The following is a 14362-nucleotide window of genomic DNA, read 5'->3' as shown; positions in this document are numbered from 1 at the left end:
CATATGGCCTGCTGGTATGTGCCAAATGGTAAATATCCTACTCCCCAGGAGGCGAAAGAACGGCTTGAATATCTTAATAAATATGGGGAAAGTCCCTACGCCTTTACCTTAAAGAGCAATTTTACGCCAAAACAGGCCAGCATATATAAATTGGAAACCTGGAAACAAAAATGAAGCTGCATATCCTGGGTTGCTACGCAGCTACTCCTAGAGCATTGACTAACCCAACGTCTCAGGTATTGGAAATAAGGAACCGTCTTTTTCTAATAGACTGCGGGGAAGGAACACAGGTACAGTTGCGAAAGAATAAAATTAAATTCTCAAGGATTGAGCATATTTTTATTTCACATTTGCATGGAGATCATTTTTTTGGTTTGCCCGGACTTATTTCCACGTTTAGACTATTAGGTAGAGAAAAGGACCTGCACATATATGGTCCGGAAGGAATTCAAAAGGTCATTACCTTACTTCTTAGGCTTGGCAATTCCTGGACCAATTATAAGCTTATTTTTCACGAACTATCTTCCAAAAAATCTGAAATTATTTTTCAAGATGCCAATGTAAGGGTGAAAACAATTCCTTTGGATCATAGAATATATACTAATGGTTTTTTATTTAGCGAACTGCCGGGCGAGCGCAAATTGAATGTGGCGGCAACAGCAAAATATAAAATTGACAAAGCATATTTTCGGAGTATAAAACAGGGTAATGACATAAAACTTGATGATGGTTCCGTTATAGCAAATTCAGAACTCAGCCTGGATCCCCCTGAGATAAAACAATATGCCTATTGCAGTGATACCGGGTTTAATAAAGAGATGGTACCCCTTATAAAAGATGTGGACCTGCTGTATCATGAAGCCACTTTTTTAGAAACCGAAGCGCATTTAGCGAAAAAAACCAAGCATTCTACAGCCAGGCAGGCGGCAACAATTGCCAAGGAAGCCAATGTATTTAGATTACTACTAGGACATTTTTCTACACGGTATAAATCTATATTACCTTTCAGAGAGGAGGCTATTGCAGTTTTTGAGAATGTTGATTTGGCTGATGATGGCAAGACTTTTGAAATTTGATAATAACTGCTTTCAGAAAATATAGATCCTGTTTTTGTTTATATTAGCAGACTATTATTTAATACTTGCCCGCTTTATTATAAAAATTCAATAACACTTCAATTTTATACATCTTTTCCCCAACTTTGTAGAACTAATGTTCGTCTTTTAAAAATGCATAGAGATTTAGGGAATCATCGAAGATCATATAATAAGAGCGCCTTAACTGAGCAAACTATCTCAGACAATCCAATGGAGCTTTTTCAGCAATGGTATTACGAAGTTGAAGCTGCTGACGGCTTGGATGAAACGAACGCGATGTCAGTTTCGACATTGGGACTGGATGGATTTCCAAAGAGCAGAATGGTCCTCCTGAAAAAATATACATTTGAGGGTTTTATTTTTTATTCGAATTACCAAAGCGAAAAGGGAAAAGCAATCGAGGCGAATCCAAGAGTTTGTTTGTCATTTTTTTGGCCCAATCTGGAACGCCAGGTTATTATAAAAGGAACGGCTGAGAAATTGGCCCAAAATCTTTCCGATGGTTATTTTGAGTCTAGACCGGAAGGCAGTAAATTAGGAGCAATTGTATCGGACCAAAGTAGTGTAATCGAGTCTAGAGAAGTCCTGGAAATTGAATTGAAGAAATTGGAAGAAAAATATAAAGGCAAAGAAATTGAACGTCCGGATTATTGGGGTGGTTATCTTGTCAGGCCTGTTTCCATAGAATTTTGGCAGGGCAGAGATAATAGATTACACGATAGAATCCGGTACTCACTTCAAGCAGATTTTGATTGGAAAATAGAGCGACTGGCTCCATAAAACTAATTTAATAATGAAAACAGTTATTCTTGTCAGACACGGGAAATCATCCTGGCAATACGGGGTAAGCGACCAGGACAGACCCTTGCAAGAAAGGGGAATTAATGACGCCCAATTGGTTAGTGCTGAATTCAAAAGGCTATCAAAGAACATAGATTCGGCATATTCCAGCCCCGCAAACAGGGCTCTTCATACTTGCATGATTTTCTTAAGGACTTTTGATTATCCTTTGGAAAAATTAAATATTTCTGATCAACTATATGATTTTTCCGGGGAGGCGGTAATGTCTTTTGTAAAACAATTGGATGATAACCTCAATAAAGTTGTGATTTTTGGCCATAACTATGCACTCACCAATATTGTAAACCAGTGGGGGAATAAGGCTATCGAAAATGTACCTACTTCGGCTTTGGTGCAAATTAGTTTTGATGTCTCTAGTTGGCAAGTGATTAAAAATGGTATTACCGAACATATCCTTATTCCAAAACAGCTTAAATAATGATTAAAACTAAAAATCAATACATCAACAGGGAGATAAGCTGGTTGATGTTTAATGATCGTGTATTACAGGAAAGTGCAGATAAAAATGTTCCATTAATAGAACGACTTCGGTTTTTAGGTATTTTTTCAAATAATTTGGATGAATTTTTTAAAGTAAGATACGCCACTATTAAAAGAATTGTCCTGGCAGGTAAGAAAGGTAAAAGTGCCTTGGGAGGTGAAAAAGCTAAGGACCTGCTTGCCGAAATCACGAAGATTGTAATCAATCAGCAAAGTAAAAGCCTGGAAATTCATGGGGATATTGAAAAAGAATTAGAATCAGAAGGCATTTATTTTATTAACGAAACGGAGGTGTCTGAAAGTCAGGCTAAGTTTGTTAAAAACTACTTTCTGGAGAAAGTAAGTCCACAGTTAATGACTATTGTTCTTAATGATCTTAATCAATTTCCTCTTTTAAAGGATACCGAAGCCTATCTGGCTGTAAAAATGGTTCATAAGGCAAAGGATATAGACCAAAATGATAAAGAGATAGTTGAGAAAAGATATGCACTTATAGAAATTCCAAAAGGCATAGACCGCTTTGTTGTGCTTCCTAGGGTAGGAGATAAAGATTACATCATTATACTGGATGACCTGATTCGATTTTGTCTGGCCCGGATATTTCCCATGTTTGAATATGAAGCTATTTCGGCGCATATGATTAAAATTACCAGAGATGCCGAATTGGACATCGATAATGACCTAAGCAAAACATTTATAGAAAAAATATCATCAAGCGTTCAAGGAAGAAAAATTAGTGATCCGGTTCGTTTTGTATATGATAAGGGCATAGCCAAGGATACCTTAGAATTTCTGAAAGGGAAAATGGGTATTGAGGATACAGATAGTGTGATTCCCGGAGGGCGTTATCACAATAGAAGGGATTATATGGACTTCCCAAGTTTAGGAAGACAAGATCTTATGTATGATAAGATCACACCACTGCCGGTTAAAGGCTTAAGTCTGGAAGGAAGCCTATTGGAACGTATTGCCGAAAAGGATTACCTGATGTATGCACCATACCATACCTTTTCATACATTATAAAATTTCTTAGGGAAGCAGCACTGGATCCAAAAGTAAAAAGCATAAAGATTACTGTATATCGGCTCGCCAAGAATTCACAAGTGGCGGCATCCTTAATAAATGCTGTAAAAAATGGTAAGAAAGTTACCATGCAGATAGAATTAAGGGCTCGTTTTGATGAGCAGGCCAATATAAAATATGCAGAAGAATTACAGGCTGAAGGTGTAAAACTGATCTTTGGAGTCCCGGGTTTAAAAGTTCATAGTAAAATTTGCGTAATTGAAAGGGAAGAGGATGATTTAATTAAGCGATATGGATTTATCAGTACCGGAAATTTTAATGAGTCAACTGCCAAAATATATACAGATTATACTCTTTTTACAGCAAACGCAGCTATCTTAAAGGAAGTCAAAATTGTTTTCGATTTTTTTGAAACCACCTACAAAATATATAAATACAAACATCTGGTTGTTTCCCCTCATTATACTAAAAGTTTGTTTAAGAAATTTATTGACAATGAAATAGAGTCTGCAAAACTCGGCAGAGATGCCTATATAAAAATAAAGATGAACAGTTTTACCTCCTATGAAATGGTAGATAAATTATATGAAGCTAGCAGGGCTGGGGTTAAAATACAGCTAATTATACGAGGTGTTTGCTGTCTTATTCCGGGGGTTGAAGGTATGAGTGAGAATATTGAAGCCATAAGTATTGTTGATAAATTTTTAGAGCATCCGCGTGTATTTATCTTTGGTAATGAAGGCAACCCTAAAATCTATATCTCATCGGCAGATTGGATGACACGTAATTTAGATAATAGGGTAGAGGTTGGTTGTCCAATTTATGACGAAGACATTAAACAAGAATTAATAAATACCTTTGAAATCTCCTGGAGTGACAATGTTAAAGCACGTATTTTTAATGGGGAACAGAACAATGTTTATAAGAAGAACGAACAACCTAAATTACGCTCTCAATTTGCTATTTATGATTACTACCTTAACAAAATAAATTCTAAAAATAAAGGAGTTTGAATATCCGAAAATTTGCCGCAATAGACGTTGGTTCCAATGCTATTAGGTTATTGGTCCACAATGTTATTGAGGAAAAGGATAAAGAAACAAAATTCAGGAAAAATGTACTTATTAGGGTCCCTGTCCGTCTTGGAGAAGACTCTTTCACCAAAGGCGCAATATCTGAATTCAATACTGAAAGAATTGTAAAAACCATGAAATCTTTTAGCCTTTTAATGGAGGTTATTGGTGTGGAAAAGTATAAGGCATGTGCAACTTCGGCAATGCGAGAGGCACGTAATGGAAATAAAGTTATTGCCAGGATCTTAAAGGAATCAGGTATTGCCATTGAATTAATTAATGGTAAAGAAGAGGCCTCAATAATTGCATCTACGGATCTAAAAAAACTTATTCAAACGGATCAGTCCTATCTCTATATAGATGTTGGCGGGGGTAGTACAGAATTCACTTTATTTACCGAAGGGAGTATTAAAGTATCAAGGTCTTTCAAGATAGGAACAGTGCGCCTGCTTAATAATATGGTAAATGACGATATATGGAACGATATTGAGACATGGATTAGAAAAATTACAAAAGGGACATCTAAAATCTCAATAATTGGTTCAGGAGGCAACATCAATAAATTGCATAAATTGTCGGGGCGAAGGGAAGGGGAACCCCTTTCCAATATTTGGCTGAATGCTCAATATAACTTTTTGAAAAGTATGTCCTATGAAGACCGTATTTCCGAGTTAGGTCTAAATCCGGATAGGGCAGATGTAATTATTCCCGCTACACGGATATTTTTGTCTTCTGCTAAATGGAGTGGGGCAAGAAAAATTCATGTACCCAAAATTGGTCTGTCTGATGGGATTATAAAGACTTTATATTATGCTAACCATGTATAGTTTCTTTTCTACCTAAATCTTTCATAATCTCCGCTTCATACTCCAGAAGTTCCTGCCATTTTTTATCTACCTCTTCTTTATTTCCGTATTTCCTCGCAAATTTTAAAAACATGGTATAGTGCCCAGCCTCACTGACCATGAGTTTTTGATAAAAATCCGCCAGTTCCTTGTCCTTCAGTTCTTCAGATAGCAACCTAAACCGCTCACAACTGCGCGCTTCGATTAATGCAGCGTATAACAGACGATGCACCAACTGAGTGGTCCGGTTTCCTCCTTTAGGAAAAAATTTCAAAAGTTGGATGGCATATTCATCCTTGCGATATCTTCCCAAAGTTTTACCCCGGGCGAGGATCTTATCGTGTACCATTTTAAAATGTCCCATTTCCTCTCTTGATAATGCGATCATTTCCTGTATCAATTCAGGATATTCAGGGAACGTAATAATCAAAGAGATAGCCGTGCTGGCCGCCTTTTGTTCGCAATAGGCATGATCTGTCAGAATTTCGTCAATATTTTTTTCCACTATGTTTACCCAGCGAGGATCGGTCGGTAATTTTAGTCCTAACATAATTCAAATTTTTGCTAAATTAAAAAGAACCCGTGAAACACCTATGGAGTTTAATAAAACTATATTCTCTTATTAATAGAAGAGGATTGCTGTTATCTTAATATATTTGTGCTGCTAAAGATTTTTCTTTTGTTTAACTCCTTGTTTATTTTGTAATTGGAATATATGCAGCATTTGGATACTCGTAAACAGTTATCTAAAATTCTGGGTGATAGTGTATCTGAAGAAACACATACCTGGATAGAGAATAAGTTAGATTTAATTATTAAGTCCAAATCTGCAAAGGAATTATATTTATCTTATAGTCTATTAGCCGGAAAAATAGATACTGCAAAAAAACCAAGAATCCAGGGGATTAATCAGGAATTGCAAGAATATCTGATCGCACAGAATGCGGACCTGCTCCAAATTGCCAGGATTTATCTTCTTAGTAAAGTACTTGAATCAGATTTAGCATATTTTTCAATTAAGGTGGCAAATCTTATTCAGGTTGCTGATACCGGTGAGCTGGAAACCTTTTTGAAGTTTTTAATACTTTTGCCAAATACCGGGGACTATAATCAGGTAGGCGTTGAAGCATTGCGAACTAATATTGGGATAATTTTTGACGCTATAGCATTAAACAATCCTTATCCTTCTATATATTTTAATGATCAGCAATGGAATCAAATGTATTTGAAAGCGGCTTTTATGGAGCGCAATTTGGGAGAGATTGTTGATGTTGAAAAGCGGGCCAATAAAGATTTAGCGAGAATTATTTCTGATTATGCCCATGAGCGATGGGCGGCTTCAAGGGATATAGATCCATTGTTCTGGCGACCTGTAACCGGATTTTTGGAAGGTGTTTTATTGCAGGATATGGATCACTTGTTCAGGAGCAAAGATATTAATGAAAATCTGGCAGCTGCACTTTGTTGTTTTTACTCCAATCAACCGGAAGCAATCAGACTATTGAATAAATATCCTCATTTAAAGGAAAAAGTTGCGAATAAGGCTGTCACCTGGGAAAATTTAAAAAATAAGCTATGAAGGAAAAAATGATGATAATAGACCCTCACATTCATATGACCTCGAGGACAACCGATGACTATGAAGCTATGGCAGAGGCGGGAATTGTTGCAATTATTGAGCCCTCGTTTTGGTTAGGTCAGCCGCGAACCCAGGTTGGTTCATTTCAGGATTATTTTAGCAGCCTTGTTGGGTGGGAACCATTTAGGGCCAGTCAGTTTGGAATAAAGCACTATTGTACCATTGGTTTGAATTCCAAAGAAGCCAATAATGAGGCTCTGGCAGAGCAGGTTATGGAACTTTTACCCTTATATCTTCACAAGGAGAATGTTGTAGCTATAGGAGAAATAGGTTATGATGATCAAACTCCGGCTGAGGATAAGTATTTTAGGGAACAATTGGAGCTGGCTAAGGAACTAAATATGACTGTTCAGGTGCATACCCCTCATAGAGATAAAAAGGCTGGAACAATCAGGAGTATGGAAGTGTGCATGGAACATAAACTGGATCCTGGCAATGTCATAATTGATCACAATAATGAGGAAACAGTAAAAGAAGTTTTAGATAGAGGTTTTATCGCTGCTTTTACTATTTATCCCAAAACTAAAATGGGCAACGAACGCATGGTAGAAGTAGTGCGTAAATATGGCAGCTCTAATATCATAGTAGATAGTTCGGCAGACTGGGGGGTTAGTGATCCACTGGCGGTGCCAAAAACGGCAGCTCTAATGTTAAAGCGTGGTATAGAGCGTGAGGATGTCATAAAAACCTGTTATCAGAATGCGCTGGATGCTTTTAGCAAAAATGGCAAAATGAAAGAATCAGACTGGTTAAATCCGCAGGGTATTAATCAATCAATTCTTTTCAATGATAATAGCGTTTTAAGAGGTCAGGAACCTCGTGTAGACTCAGATCAAATAAAGTAGAATGAGCGTGGTACTTCTGGGTTACTTAAAGCTTGCCAGGCCTGCAAACTTACCCACTGCCATGGCAGATATAATGGCCGGTTCCAGCATATCCGGTTTAACCGTGCTAATTGCATCTGACACTTTTTTAAACGGAGCTCCATATCTGAATTTATTACTTCTTCTATTTTCCTCAACGTTCCTTTACGCCGGAGGAGTTGTCCTAAATGATGTCTTTGATTTTAAAATTGACCAGAGAGAACGACCAGAAAGACCTATTCCAAAAGGAGATGTATCTCTAAAAGGAGCTTCATTATTTGGAACCGGCTTATTGATATCAGGAATTATTTTATCCTTTTTTGTGAATTACCTTAGTGGTGTCATAGCTTTAATTCTTGCTTTAGCAATCATACTTTATGATACATTTTCCAAAAAATTTCAATTTCTGGGCCCATTAAATATGGGGCTTTGCAGAGCATTGAACCTTATTTTAGGGATGTCTGTATTTGGTGAAATATCTCACTGGATGTATGCCGTAATTCCTCTTTTATATATTTTTGCCATTACATTAATAAGCAGGGGAGAGGTTTATGGGGAAAACAAAAAGCACATAATTTGGGCAGGGCTATTATACGCCGTGGTAATTGTTAGCGTTTTGATGATTTTACCGGATAAACAGGGAAAGTTGCTTGGTTTAATTCCTTTCCTTGGTTTATTTATATTTCTGATTTATAGTTCATTAATTAGGGCATATAGAATAAATTCACCGGAAAATATTAAAAAAGCAGTGGTTAGCGGTGTACTTTCAATAATTGTTTTGGATGCCTCGCTCACTGTAGCCTTTGATAGTTGGCAGTTTGGCTTGATTGTTTTACTATTGTTGCCACTGTCGTACATATTAGCTAAAATATTTGCCGTAACTTAAAATTATGAAATGCAATTAAAGCCTATAGAACAATCTTTTGCCGTAAATTTTAAATATAGTTTACACTTCACAAGTGGCTTATTTGAAAGCAATAATAAATTGTTCCAGGAGGTTATTGAGTCATACAAGCCAAATGAACAGGTAAAACTCCTTTTCGTTGCGGATAATGGCGTTCTTAAAAAGCACCCTAAGCTAATTGAGCGTATCAGAAATTATTGTCTTTTGCATAGCTCTCAACTACTATTTACTGAGTGTCTGGTAATTGAAGGTGGAGAGATATCCAAAAACAATTACAACAATGTTGATAGAATAATAGGCGCGATCAATAATAACGCTATTTGCAGGCACTCCTTTGTGATAGTTATAGGAGGTGGTGCCGTAATAGATATGGCAGGTTATGCTGCGTCGGTTGCTCACAGGGGTGTGAAGCTAATTCGTATCCCAACTACTGTTCTTTCCCAGAACGATGCTGCAATAGGGGTAAAGAATGGCATAAATGCTTATAACAAAAAGAACTTTATAGGAACTTTTGCTCCACCATATGCAATAATAAACGATAGTGTTTTTTTGACAAGCCTTGAGCAACGCGATTGGATTGCAGGTGTAGCTGAGGCTATTAAAGTTGCTCTTATTAAAGATGAATTTTTCTTTAAGACAATTAAAGAAAATGCGATCAAATTGAAAGAACGTGATATGGGTGCCATGCTTAAAATTATTTACAGGTGCGCCGAAATGCATATGGAACATATTGCCAAAGGTGGCGACCCTTTCGAAAGCGGATCTTCCAGACCCTTAGATTTTGGTCATTGGTCCGCGCATAAGTTAGAACAGATGAGCAATTATTCTTTGAGACATGGTGAAGCTGTGGCTAAGGGGATTGCTCTGGATTTAATATATTCTCAGCTTATTGGTTTTATTTCAGCAGAAATTTTGGATGAAATTTTAGAGGTCATGGTAGACATTGGTTTTGATTTATCTATTCCGGTTTCAGGAGATGAAGAAATGCAGGAATTGTTAAAAGGGATTCAGGAGTTTCGTGAACATCTTGGAGGAGAATTAACAATTACATTAATAAACGGTATTGGGCAGAAGGTAGATGTGCACAAAATAGACATAGAATTAATGAAGAATGCAGTAAATTCCCTCAATAATAAATGTAAAATTAATATGGGATAAACTATGCTGATCGATGATAAATACCATCTGACTTATTGCACTAATATTCATCCGGGACAGGATTGGGAAAGCACTTTTGAGAGTTTAGTGGAATACCTGCCGGTTATAAAGAATAAAATATCAAAAGGACAACCATTTGGTATAGGATTGCGACTATCCAATAAGGCAAGTGAAGAGCTTGCTATGAATGATAATCTCCCACAATTTAAAAGTTGGTTGCTTAAAAACGGTCTTTATGTATTTACCATGAATGGTTTTCCATATGGAAATTTTCATGATGAAGTTGTAAAGGCTAAAGTACATGAACCCGATTGGACAACAAGAGATAGAGTCAATTATACCATAAGACTATTTGAACAGTTAGCATATCTTTTGCCCGAAGGCATTTCCGGGGGTATTTCTACATCACCAATTAGTTACAAACACTGGCATAGAACCACTGATAGCAAAAGGACGGTCATGGAAAAGGGAGCAACTCATTTGACCGAGCTTGTATTAAAACTCCATGAGCTTGAAGAAAGAACGTCCAAGTATCTTCATCTTGATATAGAACCGGAGCCGGATGGCATGCTTGAGAATACGGAAGATGTTTTAACCTTCTACCGTAATTTTCTTTTGCCAATTGCGAAAAAGGAACTAATAAAAACCCTGGATGTGAGTGAAGAAAAGGCGAAAGATTTGGTTTTGCGCTATTGTACACTTTGCTATGATATATGTCATTTTTCACTTGCCTATGAAGAGCCCGCCTATACGTTCGAAAAATTAAAGAATGCTGGAATTAAGATTGGAAAAATACAGGTAAGCGCAGCTTTGAAAATTAAATTTGATACATCCGATAAAGATAAAATATGGAAATCATTGGCGCAATTTGATGAGCCTACCTACCTGCACCAGGTTACTGAAAATACTAGCGAGGGGGTTAAGACTTATAATGACTTGCCCGTTGTTCTAAAAAATAAAACTGATGTTTCAGAATTAAGAGCACATTTTCATGTTCCTATTTTTTTAGAATCTTTTGAGGAATTATATTCCACACAAGATCATATATTGAAGGTGATAGCCATTCTCAGAGATAATTTGATTTCAGAACACCTTGAAATTGAGACCTATACCTGGGATGTACTTCCAAATTCTCTTAAAAAAGAACTTTCAGAATCGATAATCAGGGAAATGAACTGGTTAATAGATAAACTATAAAAGGCATGAATAAAACGGTAGTTCTTAATGTTGTTGGTCTTACCAATAGACTAATTGGTGAACATACGCCTTTTATCAAGTCATTTCTGGAAAAAGGCGCGTCAGCCTCAATTGAACCGGTTTTACCTGCGGTCACCTGCACTTCCCAAACAACTTATCTTACCGGTAAATGGCCTTCGGAACATGGTATTGTTGGAAATGGATGGTATTTTAAGGATGAATGTGAAGTAAAATTCTGGAGACAATCCAATAAATTGACTCAAAGTGACAAGTTATGGGATGAGATGAAGCAATTGAACGGTAATTTTACCTGCGCTAATCTTTTCTGGTGGTATAATATGTATTCTACAGTGGATTACAGTGTTACGCCTCGTCCTAACTATCTTGCCGATGGCAGAAAAATCCCAGATGTCTATTCACATCCACCTGAATTAAGAGACCGATTGCAAAAAGAGCTAGGGACTTTCCCTTTATTTAACTTTTGGGGTCCCAAAACATCAGTGAAGTCGAGTCAGTGGATTGCTGATGCTGCCATCAAAACGGACCAATTGCATGATCCTACACTTACTTTAGTTTATCTGCCTCATTTGGATTATAATTTGCAGAGATATGGTATTGACTTTTCCAAAATAAGTAAAGATCTGAATGAAATTGATGAGGTTGTGAAAAAACTGGTAGGTTATTATGACAAGGAAAATACAAATATCGTTCTACTCTCGGAATACGGTATTACCGATGTAAGCAAACCAATTCACATTAACCGTATTCTTCGATCTGAGGGACTAATTAGTATCAGGGAAGAAAGAGGCCTGGAGCTTTTAGATGCAGGTGCCAGTAAGGCTTTTGGAGTAGCTGATCATCAGATAGCACACATCTATCTAAATGATCCAACAATTGAAAGCAAAGTAAAGGAGTTATTAAAAGGAATTGAGGGTATTGACAGGGTGTTATCGCATAATGTACTGGAAGAGGCACATTTAAATCACAGCAGGTGTGGCGATTTGCTGCTGATTGCTGATAAAGATTCATGGTTTACTTATTATTTCTGGATGGATGATTCAAAAGCGCCGGACTATGCAAATATGGTGGATATCCACAAAAAGCCTGGTTATGACCCGGTAGAAATGTTCACCGATCCGGATGATAAATTTGTGATGCTCAAAGTGATATTGAAACTCATAAAAAAGAAACTCGGATTTAGAACTGTAATGAATATAATTCCCCTAAATGCAAATCTGGTAAAGGGTTCCCATGGCAGAATACCTGAAGATCAATCAGATTATCCGGTTTTTATAACAAATAATAAAGGATCATTAAAACAGGAACTTTTTAAATCTACAGAGGTGTACCAGCTTATAGCTAAACAGTTAACCGGTTAAAATCTTTAATTATGAAAAATCTGTTTAAATATCTTTCTTTAATATTTACATTGTTATTCATATGGGCCGCTTATGTGCAATACAATGATCCGGATGTTTTGTTATGGTATGCCATTTATGGAGTTGCTGCTGCAGCTTCTTTGTTCTTCTATCTGGGTAAATTAAACCTTACCGTGGCAATTATTCTAAGTGGAGTATATTTTGTCGGCACTTTTGTTTTGTGGCCGGATAAGTTTGAAGGCATAACTATTGGTCATGGAGATATTGTGAATATTGAAAGGGGAAGAGAGTCTTTAGGACTGCTTATTGTAGCAATAGTAATGCTGATTTATGCCCTTAGGTTGGGATTGGTAAATAAATCAAAGGTCTAAATCAAACTCCTTTCTTAGGAGATCAATCACAGGGTTTATTTCCCTTAGTTTTTGATACTTCTCTTCAGGAGTATAGGCAAATTTTTTGGCAATTTCGTCATTGACGGTAATTTTTAATTCGATGCTATAATTATTAAGCTGCTTTCTTAGAAATTTCAAAAGTTGATATTGTTCCCTTTCAATTTCTTTTTTCATAGTACCATTGGGCAGCTCAATCCATATTTGCGATTCATCAACTATTTTAGGTTGGTCGGAACTTAGATTAGAAGCCATAATCTTTTTACCCGCTTTGTCTAATTTTTGAATATAACTTTCCCAATGTTTTAATAATTCTTCTTTTTCAAAACTTTCTTTAGGTAGTTCATCTTCATCAATTACCACTTCTATCCTTCTAAGCTGATGTTCTTTTTTCGCCTTTAAACTGGATATTGACAATCCCGAAATTCTTTTGGATCGCTCCTTAATCCTAATGTTTTTGTTAGGATCTGACACCAATACTTCTTCCGACATAATGGATGTAAGTGGCTGTGGTTCAATTTTTTCCGTTTCGGGAGATTCCTCCTGTTCCCGGACTTCGACTTCCTTCTCTTTAGGTATGACTGTTTTGATTTCCTTCAACATATTCCCCGATTCCAGAGATTCCGGGGTCTGGTTAGCGGGTATAGTATCAATAAAAAAGGAAGTCGGTATTAATTGAATTTCAGCATTCCAGGTGGAACTGAGGTTTTCAAGATTTTTTTTTTCACCATTAAAATCTATGGAGGCTAATTTCATTAAGGTTAACTCAACCAATAATCTATGGTTTTTACTGGCTTTGTAGTTAAGGTCGCATTCATTTGCTATAGTTATCCCTTTTAATAAAAAGGATTCAGAAGTTTTTTTAGATTGCTCCAGATACTTTTTTTTAGCCTTTTCTCCAACTTCCAAAAGGGCGATGGTGTCTTCATGCCTGCAAACCAAAAGGTCTCTGAAATGTGAAGCCAGACCGCTAATAAAATGATGTCCCTCAAAGCCTTTAGCGAGCGTTTGATTGTACAAAACTAATAATTGAGGGATATTGTGCTCCAGAATTAAATCTGTAGTGGCAAAATAGGTATCGTAATCCAGAACATTTAAATTCTCAGTTACAGCTGCTCTGGTAAGATTTTTTCCGGAGAAACTAACTACCCGGTCAAAAATAGACAAAGCATCTCTCATAGCGCCATCTGCCTTCTGGGCTATAATGTGAAGTGCATCATCCTCTGCTTCAATACCTTGTTGCTCGGCAATATATTTGAGATACTCGGCGGCATCCTTAACGGTTATACGTTTAAAGTCAAAGATCTGGCAACGCGATAATATGGTGGGTATAATCTTGTGTTTTTCTGTAGTAGCTAAAATGAAAATAGCATGTTTAGGAGGTTCTTCTAGTGTTTTTAAAAATGCATTAAACGCGGATTGAGACAACATATGTACCTCATCAATGATATAT

The 14362-nt window shown here is 36.7% G+C and carries 15 protein-coding genes; 13 read left to right on the top strand and 2 right to left on the bottom strand.

Annotated elements, in window-relative coordinates; genetic code table 11:
- The first annotated feature begins 3 nt into the window (after positions 1-3).
- From WBM60_RS17905 to WBM60_RS17880, 6 genes are all read left to right on the top strand, one after another.
- A complete protein-coding gene (locus tag WBM60_RS17905) occupies positions 4-174 on the top strand; it encodes a DUF3291 domain-containing protein (RefSeq protein ID WP_424283441.1) in 171 nt (56 codons plus the stop codon).
- A complete protein-coding gene (locus WBM60_RS17900) occupies positions 171-1076 on the top strand; it encodes a ribonuclease Z (RefSeq protein WP_424260709.1) in 906 nt (301 codons plus the stop codon). Before WBM60_RS17905 ends, WBM60_RS17900 begins: the two co-directional genes overlap by 4 nt.
- Before the next feature lie 153 nt (positions 1077-1229).
- Positions 1230-1877 carry a pyridoxamine 5'-phosphate oxidase gene (pdxH, locus tag WBM60_RS17895; protein ID WP_424260711.1) on the top strand — a complete coding sequence of 216 codons (648 nt, stop codon included), beginning with the start codon at positions 1230-1232 and terminating at the stop codon, positions 1875-1877.
- 13 nt (positions 1878-1890) lie between these two features.
- The gene (locus tag WBM60_RS17890; protein WP_424260713.1) at positions 1891-2376 is read left to right on the top strand and encodes a SixA phosphatase family protein; all 486 of its coding nucleotides are present in this window, start codon (positions 1891-1893) and stop codon (positions 2374-2376) included.
- Positions 2376-4475, top strand: coding sequence for a polyphosphate kinase 1 (gene ppk1, locus WBM60_RS17885; protein WP_424283440.1), 2100 nt, complete (start codon positions 2376-2378; stop codon positions 4473-4475). The genes WBM60_RS17890 and ppk1 overlap by 1 nt, the downstream gene beginning before the upstream one ends.
- Positions 4472-5362: a Ppx/GppA phosphatase family protein gene (locus WBM60_RS17880; RefSeq protein ID WP_424262022.1), complete on the top strand. Its 891-nt coding sequence runs from the start codon at positions 4472-4474 to the stop codon at positions 5360-5362. Before ppk1 ends, WBM60_RS17880 begins: the two co-directional genes overlap by 4 nt.
- Here WBM60_RS17880 and WBM60_RS17875 read toward each other — a convergent pair.
- Entirely contained in the window at positions 5349-5930 is a 582-nt protein-coding gene (locus tag WBM60_RS17875) for a tRNA-(ms[2]io[6]A)-hydroxylase (RefSeq protein ID WP_424262024.1), read from the bottom strand. The two genes, WBM60_RS17880 and WBM60_RS17875, sit on opposite strands and share 14 nt — an antisense overlap.
- A 165-nt stretch (positions 5931-6095) precedes the next feature.
- Between WBM60_RS17875 and WBM60_RS17870 the strand changes: the two genes are divergently transcribed.
- Genes WBM60_RS17870 through WBM60_RS17840 form a run of 7 tightly spaced genes read left to right on the top strand, consistent with a single transcriptional unit; the run spans position 6096 to position 12891 of the window.
- Positions 6096-6959, top strand: coding sequence for an EboA domain-containing protein (locus WBM60_RS17870; RefSeq protein WP_424262026.1), 864 nt, complete (start codon positions 6096-6098; stop codon positions 6957-6959).
- Positions 6956-7864, top strand: a complete 909-nt coding sequence (locus WBM60_RS17865; protein ID WP_424262028.1) for a TatD family hydrolase — start codon at positions 6956-6958, stop codon at positions 7862-7864. The genes WBM60_RS17870 and WBM60_RS17865 overlap by 4 nt, the downstream gene beginning before the upstream one ends.
- 1 nt (position 7865) lies before the next feature.
- Positions 7866-8768, top strand: a complete 903-nt coding sequence (gene eboC / locus WBM60_RS17860; protein WP_424262030.1) for a UbiA-like protein EboC — start codon at positions 7866-7868, stop codon at positions 8766-8768.
- Between the two features lie 9 nt (positions 8769-8777).
- Positions 8778-9944 carry a 3-dehydroquinate synthase gene (locus WBM60_RS17855; protein ID WP_424262032.1) on the top strand — a complete coding sequence of 389 codons (1167 nt, stop codon included), beginning with the start codon at positions 8778-8780 and terminating at the stop codon, positions 9942-9944.
- Positions 9945-9947: 3 nt separating this feature from the next.
- Complete coding sequence (gene eboE / locus WBM60_RS17850; protein WP_424278571.1) at positions 9948-11141, top strand: metabolite traffic protein EboE; 1194 nt, start codon at positions 9948-9950, stop codon at positions 11139-11141.
- A gap of 5 nt (positions 11142-11146) precedes the next feature.
- On the top strand, positions 11147-12520 hold the full coding sequence (locus WBM60_RS17845) for an alkaline phosphatase family protein (protein ID WP_424283439.1): 1374 nt from the start codon (positions 11147-11149) through the stop codon (positions 12518-12520).
- A gap of 11 nt (positions 12521-12531) precedes the next feature.
- Complete coding sequence (locus tag WBM60_RS17840) at positions 12532-12891, top strand: transmembrane 220 family protein (protein ID WP_424276411.1); 360 nt, start codon at positions 12532-12534, stop codon at positions 12889-12891.
- Here the strand turns inward: WBM60_RS17840 and WBM60_RS17835 are convergent.
- Positions 12880-14362, bottom strand: a 1483-nt coding sequence (locus WBM60_RS17835) for a DNA polymerase III subunit gamma/tau (RefSeq protein WP_424283438.1), incomplete at its 5' end; no start/stop codon positions are given. The genes WBM60_RS17840 and WBM60_RS17835 overlap by 12 nt on opposite strands.

The sequence above is a fragment of the Eudoraea sp. genome, from assembly GCF_049669105.1.
GTDB lineage: Bacteria > Bacteroidota > Bacteroidia > Flavobacteriales > Flavobacteriaceae > Eudoraea.
The sequence above is the reverse complement of the archived record's forward strand: the minus strand, read 5'-3'. Positions and strand labels throughout refer to the sequence as shown.

Bases quoted from the DNA above. Each gene is read 5' to 3' on its own strand.
- WBM60_RS17905 (WP_424283441.1), top strand. From the start codon at position 4: ATGGCCTGCTGGTATGTGCCAAATGGTAAATATCCTACTCCCCAGGAG.
- WBM60_RS17900 (WP_424260709.1), top strand. From the start codon at position 171: ATGAAGCTGCATATCCTGGGTTGCTACGCAGCTACTCCTAGAGCATTG.
- pdxH (WP_424260711.1), top strand. From the start codon at position 1,230: ATGCATAGAGATTTAGGGAATCATCGAAGATCATATAATAAGAGCGCC.
- WBM60_RS17890 (WP_424260713.1), top strand. From the start codon at position 1,891: ATGAAAACAGTTATTCTTGTCAGACACGGGAAATCATCCTGGCAATAC.
- ppk1 (WP_424283440.1), top strand. From the start codon at position 2,376: ATGATTAAAACTAAAAATCAATACATCAACAGGGAGATAAGCTGGTTG.
- WBM60_RS17875 (WP_424262024.1), bottom strand. From the start codon at position 5,930: ATGTTAGGACTAAAATTACCGACCGATCCTCGCTGGGTAAACATAGTG.
- WBM60_RS17870 (WP_424262026.1), top strand. From the start codon at position 6,096: ATGCAGCATTTGGATACTCGTAAACAGTTATCTAAAATTCTGGGTGAT.
- WBM60_RS17865 (WP_424262028.1), top strand. From the start codon at position 6,956: ATGAAGGAAAAAATGATGATAATAGACCCTCACATTCATATGACCTCG.
- eboC (WP_424262030.1), top strand. From the start codon at position 7,866: ATGAGCGTGGTACTTCTGGGTTACTTAAAGCTTGCCAGGCCTGCAAAC.
- WBM60_RS17855 (WP_424262032.1), top strand. From the start codon at position 8,778: ATGCAATTAAAGCCTATAGAACAATCTTTTGCCGTAAATTTTAAATAT.
- eboE (WP_424278571.1), top strand. From the start codon at position 9,948: ATGCTGATCGATGATAAATACCATCTGACTTATTGCACTAATATTCAT.
- WBM60_RS17845 (WP_424283439.1), top strand. From the start codon at position 11,147: ATGAATAAAACGGTAGTTCTTAATGTTGTTGGTCTTACCAATAGACTA.
- WBM60_RS17840 (WP_424276411.1), top strand. From the start codon at position 12,532: ATGAAAAATCTGTTTAAATATCTTTCTTTAATATTTACATTGTTATTC.